The organism is Nostoc sp. CALU 546, from assembly GCF_048836525.1.
The window spans coordinates 19,934-39,486 of record NZ_JAWJTF010000092.1; the positions used below are offsets into that span (position 1 = coordinate 19,934).

Below are 19,553 nucleotides of genomic sequence, written 5' to 3' on the forward strand. Positions count from 1 at the left end.
AATCTAATGTTGAAACCTATCTCTAGAGGGAATCCTTAGCCTCGCACAGTTCAGTAGATTTGCGTAAGAATTATCTGTATCACAAACCCTTTGGTCTTGAGTCAAGAATGCAACTTAGAATACTCTAAATCCGTCTCATAATTTGTCTCATCATTTTATGTTCTCCCGAAATAATCTTCAAAGCGTATTATGTTCAATTGGAAAGGTTTTGTTGCAAATTACCGGATGTGGCGGCGGCGCTGGTTTTATCCCCTAATTTCGGTGGTAGTCGCCCTGAGTCTGTGCCTGAGTACACCTCTGCCTGGAAGAGCTTTTGATTTCTTGCCTATGATATTGCAGGGAGTCCAGGTACTTCAGCTTTCTAATATATCCGATCGCCAGGAAACTGATATTGGTAAGCAGATTAATCAGCAAATACTGAGCGGTCAAGTCCGACTTTACCGGAATTCTAATGTTAATGCCTATGTCGAACAAATTGGTCGGCGTTTAGCGGCCAATAGCGATCGCCCCAATCTTCCCTATACCTTCCAAGTGGTTGAAGATGATGCTATTAATGCTTTTGCTACTTTAGGAGGTTATGTATATGTCCACACGGGTTTGCTAAAAGCTGCCGATAATGAAGCGGAACTCGCAAGTGTCATCGCCCATGAAATTGGTCATATTGGCGGTAAACACCTGGTTAAACAGATGCGGCAAAAAGCGATCGCTAGTGGTTTAGCCACAGCAAGTGGTTTAGATCGCAATGCAGCCGTGGGCATTGGTGTAGAACTTGCCTTGAATCGTCCCCGCAGTCGTAACGATGAATTTGATGCCGATCAAAGAGGGTTAAGAACTTTGACACGCGCCGGTTATGCCCAGTCTGGGATGGTTTCTTTTATGCAAAAGCTGCTGCAAAAGGGTGGTTCTGTGCCGACATTTTTGAGTACACACCCCGGAACTAGCGATCGCATTAATGGCCTCAGACGTGCTATTAACTCCCAACCTAGTAATGGAAAATATGGCTTGGATAACACTAGTTATAAAGCTAATATTCGACCATTAACGTAGTCTTTAGGGTCTTGGGCATTGGGCATTGGTTATTCCCCTCATCTCCCCACTCCCACTCAATTCTTATGGCGACGATCAACTTTAATTTTGGCTGGATCAACGTTAATTACAACCTCTTCTAAAGGCAGGACACGAATATAGTTTTTAAATATGTTCACTTGATAAACCAAGTCATTTGTGACATCCAGTCCAGTCAACCAGCCACTCCGGGGATGATAAGCGCCAGTATCTATGTCTAGCCATCCCTTTCCTTGTGCCAGTTTACCAGGAGAAACACCCGGCAGAGTAAAGGTAATGGTGTGACCGATAATAATTTGCTTATCTGGAAAGTAGGGTTTTTCAATGCTGTGAAATTCCTCTCGTATCCAGCACAGTTCATCGGCTGTTTGTTCTGTCACTGACTTGGAGGGATCAACACCAGCATGAGTTAACCAAACATCCCCCAAGTCAATGTATGTAGGCAAAGTTTTTAACCAATCCAGATGGTCGTCAGGAATTGGAGCCTCTTGGTAACTGGCCACGGTAGCTTGTCCTCCACCATACAGCCATGCTTGCATTGTCGAGGAGGAAGTCTTTTCATTGGTCAGAATGTTTAATAACATCTGCTCATGATTTCCCAATAAACATGAGTAGTTATTCCGCTTGACAAAATTAACTACTTGTGCGCTATGAGGGCCACGATCAATTAAGTCTCCCAGAAAATAGACATGATCTTCTGACGTGGGGGCGATCGCCTCCAACAATGTCATTAAACCTTCATAGTGTCCATGCACATCCCCAATTACAATTCGTCTGGGGCTAATTTCGCTCATTGTCTCTTAGCTACAATAGTTTTGGCTAATACTTCTGCTACAGTTTACGCTGTTTGCTTTCCGCAATTAAAGGTAAAAATACTGGATAATGTTTATTTTAATTTAATTGTTGTACTAGTAATAAACTTAACTTATCAAATATATACAACGGCAATTGTTTTTCAGATATCACTTATAATAACGATGGTGCGAGACTAATGTCTTTTCTGCTAATTTGAAATATTGGCAAATCTCATCTACTTAGGTGAGAATTTAGACTCTTGCCGTATTGGTCACTTTTAATCTCACAATGTCTAAAGATTTTTCTCCTGAAATTAGTTCGCGCATCTGCAAGCATATGAATGATGATCATGCTGATGCTGTAGTTGTTTATGCTAAAGCTTTTGGTGGTGTGACAGATGCAATCGCAGCCGAAATGCTTTCAATTGATGCACAGGGTATGGATTTAACAGCGCAAGTGAATGGCGAACCTGTACCAGTTCGCATTCAATTTGATCATGTTTTAGCAGATGCGGAAGATGCCCATCAAACTCTGATTGCGATGGTGAAGCAAGCGCGGGTGAAGGCTAAGTAGGAAATAACAAAGTAACTTACAGCGATTTTTAATTGAATAGACCATACGCGTAGGGGCACAATATATGATTGTGCCCCTACAGTAATTTGTATGACATGCATTTGAAAATTACCTTAATCTCTATGGAGAAAATTAAAATTCGGTTTGTCGATTTATTTTCAGGAATAGGGGGAATTAAGATTCAATACTTGTCGGGTTTTGGGGAAAAGGGTAAGGGGAAAGGGGAAAGAAAAAACCTTTAACCTTTAACCTTTTCCCTTTAACCTTTTCCCCAAACCCAATTCCGAGTTCAAAATGCTTTACCCAAGCAGTATTGGAATTAGATTAGCCTTTGAACAGGCGGCTCATTCTTTAAATATAGAAAGTGAATGCATTTTAAGCAGTGAAATTAATACAGATGCTCAATTAGTTTATGAAAAAACTTTGCTCAAACAGCTTCAGGTATATTTGATTAATTGATAAACTACCAGAACATGAATTTTTACTAGCTGGATTTCCTTGTCAATTCAAAATTTATTCAATAAACAGAATAATATTTTTGGCAATTAACATCCATTTTCTGGACGCAATAACCAAAAGCCGCTATAAGTCATCCCAGAATCATCTGGCTGCACTAACAAAAAATGCAATCCTCGACTTTGCTGTTTCCGTTGTTCAAATGCTTGGGCTGCTTTTGTAACTTCTGGATCTTCAAATGTGGCAACAATCCATCTATCCACCAAGCCAGCTTCTAAGATTAAGCCGTCTGGTGCGCCAGAAATATAGTTTAATGCCACAGAACGGGCTTGCTGCAACCACCGGGCTAGGCGCATCGATTGCCGTCCACCATAAATTACCACACCAGGAACGGGGACTGTTGATGCCAAACCTAAATTGATGGGTTTGAGATGTTCTGGGATGTGCAAAATGGGAATGGGGCGATCACTAAATCTCGTTTCTACATCACTAGCAGCTAGACTCGCAAAACGCCATTGTTCTCCCCAGAGGTTTTCTGGTAATGGTACTGGGGGCGGTTTATCCAGCGTTGAGGGATATTGCTTTTCTGCTAACCACTGCTTTAACGCCAAGGTGTGGCGAGTAGGTTCGACATTTATACTTAAATTGCGTCCAGCCGCCTCAATTAAGCTGAGAGACTGAGGACGAAACACCTGGATCACATCTGGCAATTTTTCTCCAGCAGCGAATTCTAGTTGAGCAGCAACCCAACTAGAATTCGCTGCTGACTGGAGACAGGTAGCTTCATACTCAAAGCTGCGAGTTGCGTCACAAATCAACAAGTCCCATAAAATTTGTCCAGACGCATCTTGTGAGGGACGACGATAAAAATCAACCTGCCAAATTTTCATTATGTGGGGAGTGGGGAGTGAGGATGAGGGAGATGAGACAATACGTTTGGTTAACCCAAGAGAAGCGATAAATCGCCGTCAAGAAGAAGGATTGATTATTTTAGAGACGGCGATTTATCGCGTCTTTGTGATTTAGAATTTTCATCAAAAAACCTTAACCGAACCGTATTAGGAGATGAGGAAGTGAGGGAGAAGAATTAATAACCAATGCCCAATGCCCCATACCCCATACCCAATTTATAAAGCCTGAATCCATTCTTTGACAGAATATTCAGTCCAGATGCCATTTTTCCAGTAAGGATCGTTTTCAATTAACTCGCGCACAGTGGCTTCGTCTTCGGCTTCGTAAATCCCAAAAACTTTTGTGACATCCTTGGTGGGGCCAATAGTAATCAACACACCGGATTCTTTCTGTTTTGCTAATCCGTCCAAATGAGCTTGACGGTGAGGGACACGTTTTTCGAGAACGTCTTCGCAGTAAGTTCCCCAGAGTACATATTTAGTCATAATTGCTTGTTACTCCTACTGGTTAATAAGATATTACTCTCGCGGTTTCTAAGAGGTTGCTTGAAAAGTGTTTCCCTGTGACTTTAGGCACTTTGAGATCCCCCCTAACCCCCTTAAAAAGGGGGGAACCGGAATCAAAGTCCCCCTTTTTAAGGGGGATTTAGGGGGATCTAAAACTTCTGCTACTGACAATAGAACTTTTCAAACATCCTCTAAATGCCCTTTTAACTCAAAAGTTAGACTCTATTTGTTGCCTCAACCAATCACGAAAATTAGTATGATAAACACTATAGTGGATTTCGGCTGCTATTGATTCTAAATGTAAAAACTCTCGCCACTTATCTAAAATCACCTTGATTTCATATTCATCTACATCTAATCTTTCAGCGATCGCTTCTATTGATATTGGTTGCTCTTGAACTAAGATATTTAACACCTGCAAAGCCATTGGTTGCTGTTTACTGGTGGCTAAATTCATTTTTTCTAAATGATTTTGGTAATATATCTGTAAATTTTGGGGGTAAATATCCTCAGTAATATCTGCTAAAATTTCTTTAACATACATAAAATTCGTTTCATCATCAAAACCTTGCTCTGTCATGTTGAGCGAAAAGTCTCCACGATTCTTCTCTTCGCTAACAATAGGCTCAGAATGAGATGATTCATTTAAATAAGTTTTAATATATTCTTGGATATCAGCGCGGTTTTGTTCAGGGTAATTTGATAAATCTAAAGATTGGGCTGGTGTTTCAATTAATAAACCTGATTTATCTGCCAAAAAAGGACGACGACTAAGGATAAAATAAACTTTTTCGGGTAGATAACGGGGTAAATAAAATATGTTTGAGCCGCGTGGTTGATTGTTGATATCAATTCTATCGCAGCCATCTATAGTAATAATTAAACGTTGTTTTGGTTGCAATCTATTGCTGATTTGTTGCAGTAATAACGATAAAAAACCACTGTCTTCTGTGGTAGAGTCAGAAAAGTTAGGAGTGAGATTGTTTCGACTCCGCTCAACACTAGTTTTAATACCTTGATTTTGGGCGATTTCTATTAATTGAGTGCAAATATTCGTCAGAAATTCCTCAACGCGGTTTTTACCTGAGATTTCGACATTGTAATAAACAACTCCCGGATTTTGGCTGACATAATGGGCAAGAATGGCACTTTTACCAATACCAGGATCGCCGATAATAGTAAAGTAGCCCCGGTCAGATTGATTGAGAAATTTGTTGATAGCAGCAAAGACAAATTCACGACCGACAAAGTTTTGATTTTTAGCGGTAATGATTTGCTGAAATTCTAGGGGATATCTGGGGATATTGATCGGATTTTCAATGATCGGTTTCATTTTTTAACCCCCTTCTAAACGGAGGAAATGAACACGCCCTGATGGTTCTCCTGCTATAATCGTCAATCCATCTGGAGAAACTGCACAGCAATATATATGACTATCACCAATAAAAGTAGAGATTTCTTTTCCTGTCTCTAGATCCCACAGTTTCAGGGTCTTGTCACGTGAACCAGAAACGGCTGTTTTTCCATCTGGGGCGATTGCTACTACACCTACCGAGTCGTTATGACCAGTCAGGGTAAAGATTTCCTTTCCTGTCTTTAGATCCCACAGTTTTAGGGTCTTGTCACGTGAACCAGAAACGGCTGTTTTTCCATCTCGGTCGATCACTACTGCAAATACCGAGTTGTTATGACCAGTCAGGGTAGAGATTTCCTTTCCTGTTTTTAGATTCCACACTTTCAGGGTGTTGTCACCTGAAGCAGAAACGGCTGTTTTTCCATCTGGGGCGATCGCTACTGCACTTACCCACTCCTTATGACCAGTCAGGGTAAAGATTTTCTTTCCTGTCTTTAGATTCCACACTTTCAGGCTGCCGTCATAAGAAGCAGAAACGGCTGTTTTTCCATCTGGGGCGATCGCTACTGCTCTTACCCACTCCTTATGACCAGTCAGGGTAAAGATTTTCTTTCCTGTCTTTAGATTCCACACTTTCAGGGTGTTGTCACCTGAAGCAGAAACGGCTGTTTTTCCATCTGGGGCGATCGCTACTTCATTTACCCACTCCTTATGACCAGTCAGGGTAAAGATTTTCTTTCCTGTCTTTAGATTCCACACTTTCAGGGTGTTGTCACCTGAAGCAGAAACGGCTGTTTTTCCATCTGGGGCGATCGCTACTGCACTTACCGAGCCGTTATGACCGATCAGGGTAAAGGTTTTCTTTCCTGCCTGCAAATCCCACAGTTTCAGGGTGTTGTCAGATGAAGCAGAAACGGCTGTTTTTCCATCTGGGGCGATCGCTACTGCACTTACCCAGTCGTTATGACCGATCAGGGTAAAGGTTTTCTTTCCTGCCTGCAAATCCCACAGTTTCAGGGTGTTGTCAGATGAAGCAGAAACGGCTGTTTTTCCATCTGGGGCGATCGCTACTGCATATACCGAGTCGTTATTACCAGTCAGGGTAGAGATTTCCTTTCCTGCCTGCAAATCCCACAGTTTCAGGGTGTTGTCATAAGAAGCAGAAACGGCTGTTTTTCCATCTCGGTCGATCGCTACTGCTCTTACCCACTCCTTATGACCAGTCAGGGTATAGATTTCCTCTCCTGTCTTTAGATTCCACACTTTCACGGTGTTGTCAGATGAAGCAGAAACGGCTGTTTTTCCATCTGGGGCAATCGCTACTGCATTTACCGAGCTGTTATGACCAGTCAGGGTATAGATTTCCTTTCCTGTCTGCAAATCCCACAGTTTCAGGGTGTTGTCATCAGAACCAGAAACGGCTGTTTTTCCATCTCGGTCGATCGCTACTGCAAATACCGAGTCGTTATGACCAGTCAGGGTATAGATTTCCTTTCTTGTCTGCAAATCCCACAGTTTCAGGGTGTTGTCATCAGAACCAGAAACGGCTGTTTTTCCATCTCGGTCGATCGCTACTGCAAATACCGAGTCGTTATGACCAGTCAGGGTATAGATTTCCTTTTCTGTCTTTAAATTCCACAGTTTCAGGGTCTTGTCACGTGAACCAGAAACGGCTGTTTTTCCATCTTGGGCGATCGCTACTGCATTTACCGAGCTGTTATGACCAGTCAGGGTAGAGATTTCCTTTCCGGTCTGTAAATTCCACACTTTCAGGGTGTTGTCATGTGAACCAGAAACGGCTGTTTTTCCATCTGGGGCGATCGCTACTGACATTACCGAGTCGTTATGACCAGTCAGGGTACGCAGTAGGTTTCCGTCTGGATTGGTTAAGCTGGCTGTAATGGGGCGAAATCGAGGAATTTCACTTTTACTTTGTGCCGCATCTGCCAATATTTTCTGAATTTCTGGCTGGGGAAAACTCTGCAACCTTCCCCATAATTGTCCTACTAATTGGGTTTGGTTTTCATTCAAAACATGGGCTGATAGCTGTAGCGCATCTTGAATTAATTTCAGGATTTTGATTTGTTCAGGGTCTAGTTTATTTTCTTCCCCTAAATTCTCCCATACCTCTGGATTACAAGCCAAATTATAATCTCTAATTAGGGCTTCTACTCCAAATTGAGGATATTGAATTTTCAGAAAAATAAAATCAAAATTTGTGAGAATTTGATAATATTTCTGCGAGTTACCTGCTTTTAAGTTGCTTTCAGCAAATTTGCCTAGAAATAAATTTTTAAATTCGTCTGTTTGTAAGGCAAATTTAGTAGCAAGTTCACCCATTTTATGCAATCCCCTGCGCCAGGTAATCAGCTATACGTTGATTAACTTCTTTAAATAATCTTCGACCTTTAGCTAGTTTGTCTTGCTCTTGGAGAAATTCTAGAAAACTTCGATGATAAATACTATAATAAGTTGTTTTTTCATTTTCATTAATTTTTGGTGTTACATATTCCACCCAATCATTTAAAACTAATTTCACATCATATTCATCTCGATCGAGAATTTCTGCAATCATCTTTAAAGATATAGGTTCACCTCTTTCTACTAACATATACAAGATTTTCACTTTCATTTCATTGGATTCATTTTCCATATCCATTCGCAGCCAATGAACTTTATAATAATCTTTAAGACCTTGTGGTAATCCCTGTAAGGTCAAATCACTATATTCCCCTTCAGCAATCCAAGGTAATACATAACGCAAATACATGAAATTATTTTCGCTTTTAGCTGCAACTTGTTCAATAAAGTTATGTTCAGCAATATTGCGGTCTGTAATCCATTTTCTCAATTTCTCTTTATAGTCTTTATCAGCACTGAGAAATAGGTGCAGATAATCTTTCACATCTTCTGCACTAAAATCTTTATATTTGTTTTTTCTTAAATCCAATTCAACTACAGGAGTATCTGGAGACAAAGTTAAACGTTTTGTTTCTGGATTATAAGGTCGTCTAGTCAGTAAAAAATAGACTCCATCAGGAATATTTTGTGGTAAATCTAAAAGATTACCATTTCCTTCTTGTTCTACTTCATCTAGTGCATCAACAACAATTACAAGTTTTTGTCCTTTTAATTCTTCACTGGCTTTTTGCAATAAAGTCCTTAAATCGGCGTTGTCTGCATTTTGGAGAGAACAACGCTTAATTAACTGTTTACGGATACTGTCTAAAAACTTTTCTGGTTTGTTGCGTCCTTCTGCGAAAACATTAAAATAACAAGGGTATCTAGTAGCTAAAACGTATTTAGCAGCGATCGCACTTTTACCCATCCCCGCATCCCAAATTACAGTAAAATAACCCTTGGTTTGAGTTTTGAGGAATTTTTGAATAGCATTAAAAACAAAATCACGACCGCAAAATAAGCGAGTTTTCTCAAACATTAAGGCTTTAAACTCTTTGGGATAAACATCTAAATCCCAATCTGGATAGGGCTGAAATTTTGAGGAACTTGTTTGTTTAGCAACTGCAATAAAAGCTTCCCCAAATTCTTCTAACTCACCCAAAAACTTATCTAATTCAACCAAAAATTCAATTTGAGAATTCTTTATCTGAGTTTTGAGTTCGCTATTTTTATTAATAAAATTTTTGGTATCTTCTACAAACTTAAAGGGAGCATTAGAACTGTAAGCATCCCAAAAATAATCTTTAATTACTTTCTCTTTAAACAGGTTTAAAATTGCTTCAGGTTTAAATACGCCATACCTTACCAGAGCGTAAACATAAACAGTATCAACATCATCAGGAATTTGGGTAGGGTTGAGTCCTAATTCCTTGAGAATTTTGATAACAGCTTCGTTTTTTTGAGCTTGTTTAATGATTAATTGGCCGGCTTGAGGAGCATATTTTTTAATTATGGGAGTAATCGCTGAAGTAATTGCGGCAAACTCTATCATGTTTATTCCCGAAAAATTATTTTTTACGAGTAGCATCAGAGCAAATTATACAGTAATTACTGTTGAGTAGTAGTATAGATGTAACACTGCTTTATTCAAGCAAGTGGGATTAGGTTAAGGCAAGAGACGGCGATTTATCGCGTCTTTGTGATGATTTATCGCATCTTTGTGATCTAAAATTTTCATCAAAAAACCTTAACCGAGTTGATTCAGCGAACTCATTTGCTATTTCGGCGAACTCATTTGCTATTTCGGCGATCGCATTTGCTATTTCGGCGAACCCATTTGCTATTTCGGCGAACCCATTTGCTATTTCGGCGAACCCATTTGTTATTTCGGCGAACCCATTTGTTATTTCGGCGAACCCATTTGTTATTTCGGCGAACCCATTTGTTATTTCGGTGAACCCATTTGCTATTTCGGTGAACCCATTTGCTATTTTGGCGTGTCAACAAGTCTGAAATAGCTGATTAACCAGGATTTTACCCCACCCTAACCCTCCCCTTGGAAAGGGGAGGGAACTAGATTTCTTTTTCCCCCCTTGGCAAGGGGGGATTAAGGGGGGTAATTCGACCAGAATCAGCCGGACATGATATAACTTATAACTTCTAACTTCTCAAGTTCACGCCGAATTTTTCCACTAAAGCTTCGCGGACTTTATTGTGTACTGGTTCAACTTCTGCCTCAGTCAGAGTGCGATCGCTAGCCCGATAAATTAAGCGGAATGCTAAACTCCGCTGTCCTTCGGGGACATTTTCACCCCGATATTCATCAAATAATTCCACCGAGTCGAGCAAATCTTTACCCGCTTTGGTAATTACTTTTTGAATTTCGGCAACTGAGATTTTCACGGGTGCGAAAAAGGCGATGTCGCGATCGCTAGCTGGATAGGTAGAATAGGGCTGGAATGTTGGCACAAGAACTTCATCTTGTCCTAGCGAATCTAAAAGTACATCTAGATCCAACTGGAAAACATAAACGGAATCTGGTAAACCTTTTTCTCGTCGCAGTTGGGGATGGAGTTGCCCAAAAATACCCAGTCTGTTACCCCGAATCCACAAAGAAGCGGTGCGTCCTGGATGTAAGCGATCGTCGCGGCGATCGGGTTGAAATTCTACCTCCAAGGCAAGTTGCCGAAATACACTTTCTAAAATGCCTTTGGCTTCAAACCAAGTGATGGGTTCTTCGCGTCCACTTTTTGACCATTTGCCAAGGGAAATATCCCCTCCCACAATCCCTGCAAGGGCTTCTGTCTCTTGCAAACCATCTTCTTCTCGCCAGAAAATTTGCCCGATTTCAAAGCCGTTCAGCGCACCATTACCCTGCTCTAAATTGTATTGAAAAGCATCAATTAACCCAGATAACAAATCGGTTCGTAGCGCTGAATATTCGACAAATAAGGGGTTTGACAGGACTATATTTCTGTCTTCTCCTGGTTTGACTAAAGAATAGTGGATTAATTCTGTCAACCCTTCAGCCCGCAAGAAAGCTCGTAACTTGCGAACTAGTTCTTGATCTAAAGGCAGATAGCCAGCTTCCGCTTTTTCTGGTAGAGTATCACAGAATTTGTTGTAACCATAGAGACGGGCAATTTCTTCAATTAAATCAATTTCTCGCTCTAAGTCGCGGTAACGATAAGGTGGAACAGAGACAGACCATGTGGGTTGATGGCTGCTATCTTCTCCTGAAGGAGTTAAATTACATCCCAATGCAGTCAGGATGCGCTCCACATCTTGTTCTTGGAGTTCACCTGTATCCTCTTCTAATTCAATTGGCCCCAATATCTGATTAACTCGGTCTAAACGCAGGGCGATAGAACGACTCCAGGTAGACGGATCGGGGCGGGTGTCGGCAATTTCTTGCTGGACAAAAATTCCATTCGCTAATTCGCTAATTAAAGATAAGGCGCGGCGATTAGCTATTTCCAACTCAGCGCGGTTAACTCCCCGTTCGTATCTGCCAGAAGCCTCACTTCTTAACCCAACACTCCGGGAAGAACGGCGAATTGCCACGGAATCAAATAAAGCTGCTTCTAAAACTAGGCTTTGAGTACCTGCGTGGACTTCTGTTTCTTCTCCACCCATGACTCCCGCCAGTGCAACAGGTTTGTCGTTAGCGGTAATTAACAAATTTTGGGATGCTAGGGTGCGAGTTTGTCCATCTAGGGTTTTGAGGGATTCCCCCGCAGTGGCGAAACGGACGCCGATGGTTAAATTTTCGCTACTTGCAACAGATTTTAGGCGATCGCAGTCAAAGGCGTGCAGTGGTTGTCCCCATTCCAACAAAACGTAGTTAGTAATGTCCACCACATTACTGATGGGACGTACACCAGCAGCGCGTAAACGCTGTTGCAACCATTCGGGAGATGGAGCAATTTTCACCTGTGCAATTACCGTACCAATGTATGCAGGACAAGCTTGGGTATCGGCAATTTTTAAAGCTAAATTTCCGGCACTTTTGGGAATAGAGACTTCACCAGGTTCAGGAATGCTCAACTTTCCACCAGTCAAAGCTGCTACTTCCCGTGCTACGCCAACCATACTTAGAGCATCAGCGCGGTTGGCAGTTGCGGTAAGGTCTAAAATTACATCATCTAGACCCAACAGCGGCCGCACATCACTACCCAATGGTAAATTTTCCTGGGTAAAAATATGAATTCCGTCTACATCGGTAGGCAAACCGAGTTCCTTTAAAGAACAAATCATGCCCTGAGATGGGACACCACGTAGTTTTGCAGGTTTAATTTTTAAATCAATATTGGGTAAGTAAGTACCCGTAGTTGCCACAGGTACATAGATATCTGCCTTCACATTGGCAGCGCCACAGACAATATTTAAAATCTCATCTGCACCGATATCCACTTGGCAAACACTCAATTTATCGGCGTTGGGATGGGGTTGACGCTCAAGCACTTTCCCGATCACCACGCCATTTGCCCAAGTGCGGCGGTCTTCAATATCTTCTACCTCAAACCCTGCCATTGTCAGGGTTTCGGCTAATTCTTCTGGACTTAGTTTTATCTCTACTAGTTCGCGCAGCCAATTTAGAGAAATACGCATGGAGTGTGATTGTTTTAGGAATCGTCTTTTGCTCTTATTTTAGGGTGCAAGAAGCGCTCGATGGCTACTCATCCTGCAAAGCGTACCCTTTCACTTGAACAATCCTACTACGTTAGACTGGCAGAACAATCTCTCATGCTAATCTTTTCTTTTCGTCTTGACTTGTGTCAGTCAATGTGAGTTAGATGTTTGCTACGAGAGATTCAGTAGCTAATCTATACAAATGGAACCCACGATTGAACAGTTAAAAGCTTTCTACGATTTATGTGTGCGAGTAAGTAACCTACTACAAACAATTGAGCTAACCAGGTACGACAAGCGATCGCAAAGAATAGTAGTGCTAATAGGCCAAACAATTCAAGTAGAAATTTTGAGTAATGGAGAGGAAATCATCCAATGAGTAATTTAGATTATCAGCAATTAACTGAAGCGGAATTACGGGAATATGTAAAGCATCATCCCCAGGATGAAGAAGCTTTTCAACACTATTTAAGGATTGTTAGAGCCAGACCAAATAGGGTTGTGGTTAGCACAGGCGAACAGTTAGAGGCTGAGTTAAGGAAAAGACTGGCATTATAAGCAAAACCCTTTATCCTCTAATTTGAGTGTAGGGTTAAGTAGCGTAGACCTAGCATTGAAACAATGTTATGGGAATATGCTGACTGAAATTCTCAAAATCTTTATCTGTGGTTACTATTGTGTAATTTCTCCGAGAGGCTGCGGCACAAATTAGAAAATCTGTGTTTGCACCTTGAATACCATTGCTTCTGCAAGTATTATAAAATTTAGAAGCAAGTTCATAGTCTTCCATATCTAACTCAATATTGGGAAATGCGCGGAGATAATTTTTTAGCTGATTGTATTGGTTTGCGTCACGAATTCCTGAGAGTATTTCTTGCCGAACAGCACCGACTAAAGCAACTTGATCATCAGTAATTAATTCTCGCAACACGACAACATGGGGTGAGTCGTCAACTTTATAATTGCGTCTGAGAGCTAAAGACCAGACTGAAGTATCAACAATGACTTTCATCCACTTTGGCGCTGTTGCTTGTAGTCATAATCATCTTCGTATTCAATCGTACCAAATAGCTCCAGGATTTTCAGTTGCTTTCGACGTTGTACATACTCTCTTAATGCCTCTTCTACAACAGCATCCTTAGTTGGATGACCACCAAGTTCGAGAGCTTCCTTAATTAAGTTTTCGTCAATTTCTAGATTAGTAGTCATGTGTAGATTATCGCATAAAATAATGTGCAGTAAAAACTCATTGGAGTAGTTAATTTAAGTCAAATGCATGAAGACTATTTTCAGTAATTCGGCGCGGGTAAACGGTTTAGTCAGATAGCCAGATGCTCCTACTAATTTCGCTTTTACTTTGTCTACAATCCCTTTACTTCCAGTGACGAAGATGATAGGAGTCTTCTGAAATAGTGAATTATTTCGTATAATCCGACACAATTCATAACCATCGATTCCTAACATGTTTAAATCCAGCAAAATTAAGTCCGGTTTGTGCCTTATAATTGATAAAACGGCTTTTAGTGGATCGTTGATAGTCACTACAGAAAAATTTTCATTTTCTAAGAAATGGCTAATTTCTTTGAGAATTGTGGGGCTATCATCTACAGAAACTATTTTGTGGACTTTTTGTGCGGTTACAGTAGCAGCCGTTACTCTTTGGGAAGCAGAATTTATGTTATTTGATATTGTTGGTTCCTGAAAGTTTCCTTTTGGAGGAGTAGATATCTGTGGTAATCGCTGAACAGGAGCTATATTCTCTTCAGAAATATTTGGGTAAGAGGTGACGCTGGTACTTAGTTTTTCTTTGGTGTCAACTAACTCTGGAATTAATTTTGAGAAAAGCGATTTATCTTCAAAAATCTTTGGTAATTTATCAAATGGTGGATCGGGTTCATGCAGGATAATTGCACCCTGAAGGATGTAAGGGTATAAATTGCGAGCCAGTTGAATTTCATCTTGATTCAAAATCGCGGCCAGATGACACAGGCTAAAGCCCTTCATCCAGTTAATTAAATCTGGCTGAAGTTTTGGTAAGTCTTGCTTCTCAAGTTTACTGTTAATCAACATATATGGACGTTGATATGGAGAAGAAATTTGGGGAACAAAAGCCTGCCAATTCTGTAATCTTATTTGACAACGGTCTAGAATTTTTTCTACATCTAGCCTGCAAATTTTTGGCATTCGATTAAGTGGTTCTGCTAATTCATAAGTACCTTCTTTGATGAGCAAAAATGATTCAATCACCTCTTTAACTAATTCCTGAATCAGCACTGCTGCTTGTGTAGAATGTAAATGTTGTTGACTAATAAGCCAGGATATAGCCTGATACTCAGGGGGATGGCTTCTGGAATTTCTGTCATCTTCGATTAACTGACTGTGTGAATCAGGTTCAAACATCAACCTTGCTTGAATACGAACCTCATTAGTAAGGAGTGGAATTTGGTGGCTGAGACGACGCAAATGGCGTTCTAGTCGATCAAAGGGTTCTACGGAATGAGTAGCGTAAGTTATTTTGCCCTGTTCTAAGTAAATCGTCCAAGTAACTGAGTTACTCAATGCTTGTAAACAAGTACTATCGGAGCAATTTGATAACTGTCTTAACAAACTTAGGGGACGTAGTTTGGTGAATGCACCTGAGTTATTCATATTTTTCAAGTTTTTTTGCGGAATCAACAACTGAACATTTGTAGAGTGAAAATATGAGCTATGAAGTATTTTCTTCTTTGTAATATGTCTTTATGCACAACTTATTTCTTTTAAAATATGTATATATATTAAAAGGAATAAGTTTTGCAACCTATCTGTTACATTTTGTACGTACTACTTAATTTATCTCAAAAAATAAGTAGGTGGGTATGAATAAAAGTAAACACCTGTCATAGCTATGACTAACAGTAGATATTGTTGCTTCTAGGCTTTACTCACTACTAACAACTCTTGAGTGAAGACCTTAATCATCACGTTTATTGATTCCCACTTCCAAAAAGCAGGTAAATCTTATTCCAAGTTCGCGCAGTTACGCTGGTATACTTCTAAAGTTAATGATCTTAATTATGGCTAATTATTTTTCGATAAAGAAACCATTCTTCTACATAAAATCTTTAAGAAGTTACCTAGGAAAGTTTACGTATTTATTGTACTGTAGGTTTAGTGGATATAAGTTTTTGGTAGATACATTACAACAGGTAATGCTGGGTTTTGATAAACTCTTTTTTGCTAAACTAAGCTGTGTTCAAGTTCATCTTAAATATATAGAGAACTTCATGAAAATAATTTGTTTAATAAAGATTAGAGCATCTACCACTAGATACTATATTCTGTAGTCGCCTCGGCGACTGAGAATTATATACTTTGAACAAAGGAAAATAAAACGTTGAATTTTAACATAACACAAAAAGTTATGCATGATACATTAAGACTTGATGAAGTAGTAGAATTTGCTGAGAACCCAGAACCACGTTGTCCTTGTGTACTTTTACTAGACACATCTGGGTCGATGCAAGGAGATCCGATTGAGGCTTTAAATCAGGGTTTACTGAGTTTGAAGGATGAATTAGTCAAAAATTCCTTAGCTGCAAGACGGGTAGAAGTGGCGATCGTCACGTTTGATAGTAATATCAATGTAGTACAAGATTTTGTGACTGCTGATCAATTCAACCCACCTATTTTGACAGCACAGGGCTTGACTACTATGGGTGCAGGAATTCATAAAGCTTTGGACATAATTCAAGAGCGGAAATCTCAGTATCGTGCCAATGGGATTGCTTACTATCGTCCTTGGGTATTTATGATTACTGATGGGGAACCGCAAGGTGAGTTAGATCATGTGGTAGAGCAAGCGTCCCAGCGGTTACAGGGAGACGAGGCGAATAAACGGGTAGCATTTTTTACAGTGGGCGTAGAAAATGCGAATATGACGCGTTTAAATCAAATAACCGTGCGTACACCCCTGAAGCTCAAAGGATTAAATTTTATTGAGATGTTTGTCTGGCTATCAACTAGTATGTCAGCTGTTTCTCATTCACAAGTGGATGAACAGGTAGCACTACCGCCAATAGGTTGGGGGACTGTTTAATTAAAAATTGCAGCTAGCTGTGTAAACATCAAGCTGCTGGAAAAAATTTATGAACATATCAAAACAGATTGCTCAATGGCGGATTGTGGCTGCTTCTGTATGTGGTACAAGTCACTTAAAAAACAATCAATTATGTCAGGATGCTCATCACTGGCAGATATTATCAGATAATGTTTTAGTGGCGGCCGCGGCAGATGGTGCGGGTTCTGCATTACTGGGGAAAGTGGGAGCGATGATTGCTGTGGAGACAGCAATAGAAAACATTTCCACTAAAGGACTGACCCGAAAAAGTTTGACTGATGATGCATTGGTGCGATCGCTTTTAAATGATGCCATACTAGCGGCGAAAAAAGCTGTGGAGGCTGAAGCGGCTACGTGTGACAAACAGCCTCAAGACTTAGCAACTACCTTAATTATGCTAGTCGCCACACCAGAAGTTGTAGCTGTAGTACAGATAGGTGATGGTTTGGCAGTGGCAAAAGATCGTATGGGTAATCTGCTGGCCCTGACTATGCCTGACAGTGGTGAATATATCAACGAAACCACCTTCTTAACTTCGCCTAGTGCTTTAGATACCGCGCAGATGAGATTGTGGCGCACAGACATAGTAAATGTTGGTATAATTACTGACGGACTACAAATGCTGGCTTTGAATATGGTTGTTGGCGAACCTCACAAACCCTTCTTTTTTCCGCTGTTTGAATTCGTAGCCAATACCGAAGATAAGACAGTAGCCAAGGAACAATTGGTAAAATTTTTACACTCAGAGCGGATTACGCAACGCACTGATGATGATTTGACACTCATCATAGCTGCATTCAACGACTCATGAGCGATAAATCTACAGGTTTAACATCTTACAATAACTTCCGTTAGCGGTAATTTCATTATGCAGGTACTACGTTGTTCCCCCAGAAAAGAAATCCTCAGCCTCAATGTCAGTTTGGGGCGTGGCGGTGAAGCTTGTGTGTACACAGTGCCATCCGATAATAACTTGGTGGCGAAGATATACCACAAGCCAACCAAAGCCCATGCAGAGAAACTCCAGGCGATGCTGGCCAACCCGCCAGAAAACCCTACAGCTAGTTTGGGGCATATCTCTATCGCTTGGCCAGAGGATTTATTACGGGCAGCAGATGGCAAAAATAGCATCCTGGGCTTTTTGATGCCACGCATCGAGGGGATGCGTCCAATCATCGACTTTTACAACCCTAGAACCCGTCGCCAACACTGCCCCCTATTCAACTATCAGTACCTGCTCCGCACGGCTCGTAACCTGGCGGCGGCTTTTGCAGCTTTACACGCTAGTGGATATTGTATTGGTGATGTGAACGAGTCCAATATCCTCGTCAGTGACACCGCACTGGTGACTTTGATAGACACAGACTCTTTCCAAGTAACCGACCCAAGCAATAATGTTGTTTATCGCTGCCCAGTGGGTAAACCAGAGTTTACCCCACCAGAACTACAGAATAAAACTTTTGCCCAGCACGATCGCGAAATCTCTCACGATTTATTTGGGTTAGCGGTGCTAGTATTCCAACTCTTAATGGAAGGCACTCACCCATTTTCGGGGATTTTTCAAGGTGCTATTGAGCCACCACCTTACGAAGCCCGGATTGCATCGGGTCATTTCACATACAGCCAAAAGCGTTACGTACCCTACCTACCGACACCCATTGCACCCCCTTGGGAAATTCTTCATCCCAGCCTACAAGAACTATTTGTCCGTTGTTTTGAAGAGGGTCACAACAACCCACAACTACGTCCCAGTGCCCAGACTTGGCTCTCAGCAATCGCTGAAGCCGAAGATTCCTTGATTACCTGCACGACAAATCCCCAGCATCGCTACAACAACCACATGCGTAGCTGTCCGTGGTGTGAACGTACTGTGCGATTAGGTGGACGCGACCCCTTCCCATCACATCGGGCTATCGAAGCTAGAGAACATCTTCAACCGCGAATCAAACCAAGAAAACATTACACCCAGACACCGCGTTTTCCACAGCGGGCCATGTCGCCCCACCTAACTAATTACTGGCAGCCAGTAATGACTCCCAGCAGTTCATCTTATAAACGTTCCAAGAAGTCAAAACTGTACCCGATTATTTTTTGTTTGATGGGTTTTGGTTTATTGGGATATGCGGACGTAATGATTAAATTTACTCAGCCGTTGGTTTCCCAAAATGCTTACACTCAACAAACATTGAAGTCTCGCCAGACAAATAACAAACTCAGCTTTGCTGATTCCTATCAGCAAGGTTATACAGCTTACAAAGAGCGAGACTATGACAAAGCAATTGCCAGCTTTACCGCAGCAATTGAACAAGAACCTAAACATGCCAGAGCGGTTGTAAATCGTGGCAATGCCCGCTATAACTTGAAAGACTACGAAGGAGCAGTTAAAGATTATAGCCAAGCTCTTACAATCCAGCCCAATCAAATCAAAGCTTTGGTGAATCGGGGCAATGCCCGTTATATGCTCGCCGAATATAGTAACGATCCCGATCTAGAATATAACCTAGCGATCGCAGACTATAATCGGGCCATCGGTCTGGATAATAATGAAATTGAAGCTTATATCAGACGGGGAATTGTCCGCGCCCAAATGGCTAAATACAGCGGTGAATCTCAACAAGAGTACAAAAGAGCGATCAAAGATTTTACTCAGGCAATAAAACTTAACGTATCCAAAGCAGAAGCTTACTTTCAGCGGGGTGTTGTCTTTTATCAAATTGCTCAATATAGCAGCAATTATGAGCAAGAATACAATCAAGCGATC

Annotated in this window: 19 protein-coding genes; 9 read left to right on the top strand and 10 right to left on the bottom strand. The window is 41.0% G+C overall.

Going from position 1 to position 19,553, the window contains the following annotated elements; genetic code table 11:
• Window positions 1–189 precede the first annotated feature (189 nt).
• Window positions 190–1,047 (top strand): M48 family metallopeptidase, encoded by an 858-nt coding sequence (locus RRG12_RS32070; RefSeq protein WP_420759284.1) that lies wholly within the window; start codon window positions 190–192, stop codon window positions 1,045–1,047.
• A gap of 56 nt (window positions 1,048–1,103) precedes the next feature.
• Here RRG12_RS32070 and RRG12_RS32075 read toward each other — a convergent pair whose 3' ends face one another.
• Window positions 1,104–1,859 carry a metallophosphoesterase family protein gene (locus tag RRG12_RS32075; protein WP_420759285.1) on the bottom strand — a complete coding sequence of 252 codons (756 nt, stop codon included), beginning with the start codon at window positions 1,857–1,859 and terminating at the stop codon, window positions 1,104–1,106.
• Between the two features lie 289 nt (window positions 1,860–2,148).
• Between RRG12_RS32075 and RRG12_RS32080 the strand changes: the two genes are divergently transcribed.
• Both RRG12_RS32080 and RRG12_RS32085 read left to right on the top strand, forming a co-directional pair.
• A complete protein-coding gene (locus RRG12_RS32080) occupies window positions 2,149–2,433 on the top strand; it encodes a DUF2470 domain-containing protein (RefSeq protein ID WP_069069231.1) in 285 nt (94 codons plus the stop codon).
• A 294-nt stretch (window positions 2,434–2,727) separates the two neighbouring features.
• Entirely contained in the window at window positions 2,728–2,892 is a 165-nt protein-coding gene (locus RRG12_RS32085) for a hypothetical protein (RefSeq protein ID WP_176726947.1), read from the top strand.
• Between the two features lie 86 nt (window positions 2,893–2,978).
• Here the strand turns inward: RRG12_RS32085 and RRG12_RS32090 are convergent, their stop codons facing one another.
• Window positions 2,979–3,779, bottom strand: a complete 801-nt coding sequence (locus tag RRG12_RS32090; RefSeq protein ID WP_420759286.1) for a Tab2/Atab2 family RNA-binding protein — start codon at window positions 3,777–3,779, stop codon at window positions 2,979–2,981.
• Window position 3,780: 1 nt separating this feature from the next.
• Between RRG12_RS32090 and RRG12_RS32095 the strand changes: the two genes are divergently transcribed.
• Window positions 3,781–3,915: a hypothetical protein gene (locus RRG12_RS32095; RefSeq protein ID WP_256090862.1), complete on the top strand. Its 135-nt coding sequence runs from the start codon at window positions 3,781–3,783 to the stop codon at window positions 3,913–3,915.
• A 101-nt stretch (window positions 3,916–4,016) separates the two neighbouring features.
• Here RRG12_RS32095 and RRG12_RS32100 read toward each other — a convergent pair whose 3' ends face one another.
• The 5 genes from RRG12_RS32100 to pheT form a co-directional block, all read right to left on the bottom strand.
• Window positions 4,017–4,286, bottom strand: a complete 270-nt coding sequence (locus RRG12_RS32100) for a YciI family protein (RefSeq protein WP_069069229.1) — start codon at window positions 4,284–4,286, stop codon at window positions 4,017–4,019.
• Between the two features lie 229 nt (window positions 4,287–4,515).
• Entirely contained in the window at window positions 4,516–5,640 is a 1,125-nt protein-coding gene (locus tag RRG12_RS32105; RefSeq protein ID WP_420759287.1) for an ATP-binding protein, read from the bottom strand.
• Between the two features lie 3 nt (window positions 5,641–5,643).
• Window positions 5,644–8,001: a WD40 repeat domain-containing protein gene (locus tag RRG12_RS32110; RefSeq protein WP_420761982.1), complete on the bottom strand. Its 2,358-nt coding sequence runs from the start codon at window positions 7,999–8,001 to the stop codon at window positions 5,644–5,646.
• A 1-nt stretch (window position 8,002) separates the two neighbouring features.
• Complete coding sequence (locus tag RRG12_RS32115) at window positions 8,003–9,613, bottom strand: P-loop NTPase fold protein (protein ID WP_420761983.1); 1,611 nt, start codon at window positions 9,611–9,613, stop codon at window positions 8,003–8,005.
• A 608-nt stretch (window positions 9,614–10,221) separates the two neighbouring features.
• A complete protein-coding gene (pheT, locus tag RRG12_RS32120; RefSeq protein ID WP_420761964.1) occupies window positions 10,222–12,672 on the bottom strand; it encodes a phenylalanine--tRNA ligase subunit beta in 2,451 nt (816 codons plus the stop codon).
• A 223-nt stretch (window positions 12,673–12,895) separates the two neighbouring features.
• Here pheT and RRG12_RS32125 point away from each other — a divergent pair, with 223 nt between their 5' ends.
• The gene (locus RRG12_RS32125) at window positions 12,896–13,072 is read left to right on the top strand and encodes a DUF6888 family protein (RefSeq protein WP_176727039.1); all 177 of its coding nucleotides are present in this window, start codon (window positions 12,896–12,898) and stop codon (window positions 13,070–13,072) included.
• Window positions 13,069–13,251, top strand: a complete 183-nt coding sequence (locus RRG12_RS32130) for a DUF6887 family protein (RefSeq protein ID WP_069071191.1) — start codon at window positions 13,069–13,071, stop codon at window positions 13,249–13,251. The genes RRG12_RS32125 and RRG12_RS32130 overlap by 4 nt, the downstream gene beginning before the upstream one ends.
• Before the next feature lie 49 nt (window positions 13,252–13,300).
• Here the strand turns inward: RRG12_RS32130 and vapC are convergent, their stop codons facing one another.
• Genes vapC through RRG12_RS32145 form a run of 3 tightly spaced genes read right to left on the bottom strand, consistent with a single transcriptional unit; the run spans window position 13,301 to window position 15,342 of the window.
• Entirely contained in the window at window positions 13,301–13,705 is a 405-nt protein-coding gene (gene vapC / locus RRG12_RS32135; RefSeq protein WP_420761965.1) for a type II toxin-antitoxin system VapC family toxin, read from the bottom strand.
• The gene (locus tag RRG12_RS32140; RefSeq protein ID WP_069071189.1) at window positions 13,702–13,902 is read right to left on the bottom strand and encodes a type II toxin-antitoxin system VapB family antitoxin; all 201 of its coding nucleotides are present in this window, start codon (window positions 13,900–13,902) and stop codon (window positions 13,702–13,704) included. Before RRG12_RS32140 ends, vapC begins: the two co-directional genes overlap by 4 nt.
• A 54-nt stretch (window positions 13,903–13,956) precedes the next feature.
• A complete protein-coding gene (locus RRG12_RS32145; RefSeq protein ID WP_420761966.1) occupies window positions 13,957–15,342 on the bottom strand; it encodes a response regulator in 1,386 nt (461 codons plus the stop codon).
• Between the two features lie 754 nt (window positions 15,343–16,096).
• Here RRG12_RS32145 and RRG12_RS32150 point away from each other — a divergent pair.
• From RRG12_RS32150 to RRG12_RS32160, 3 genes are all read left to right on the top strand, one after another.
• Window positions 16,097–16,771, top strand: a complete 675-nt coding sequence (locus RRG12_RS32150; RefSeq protein ID WP_069071187.1) for a vWA domain-containing protein — start codon at window positions 16,097–16,099, stop codon at window positions 16,769–16,771.
• Between the two features lie 49 nt (window positions 16,772–16,820).
• The gene (locus RRG12_RS32155) at window positions 16,821–17,603 is read left to right on the top strand and encodes a PP2C family serine/threonine-protein phosphatase (protein WP_069071186.1); all 783 of its coding nucleotides are present in this window, start codon (window positions 16,821–16,823) and stop codon (window positions 17,601–17,603) included.
• 57 nt (window positions 17,604–17,660) lie between these two features.
• Window positions 17,661–19,553, top strand: a 1,893-nt coding sequence (locus RRG12_RS32160; RefSeq protein WP_420761984.1) for a tetratricopeptide repeat protein, incomplete at its 3' end; no start/stop codon positions are given.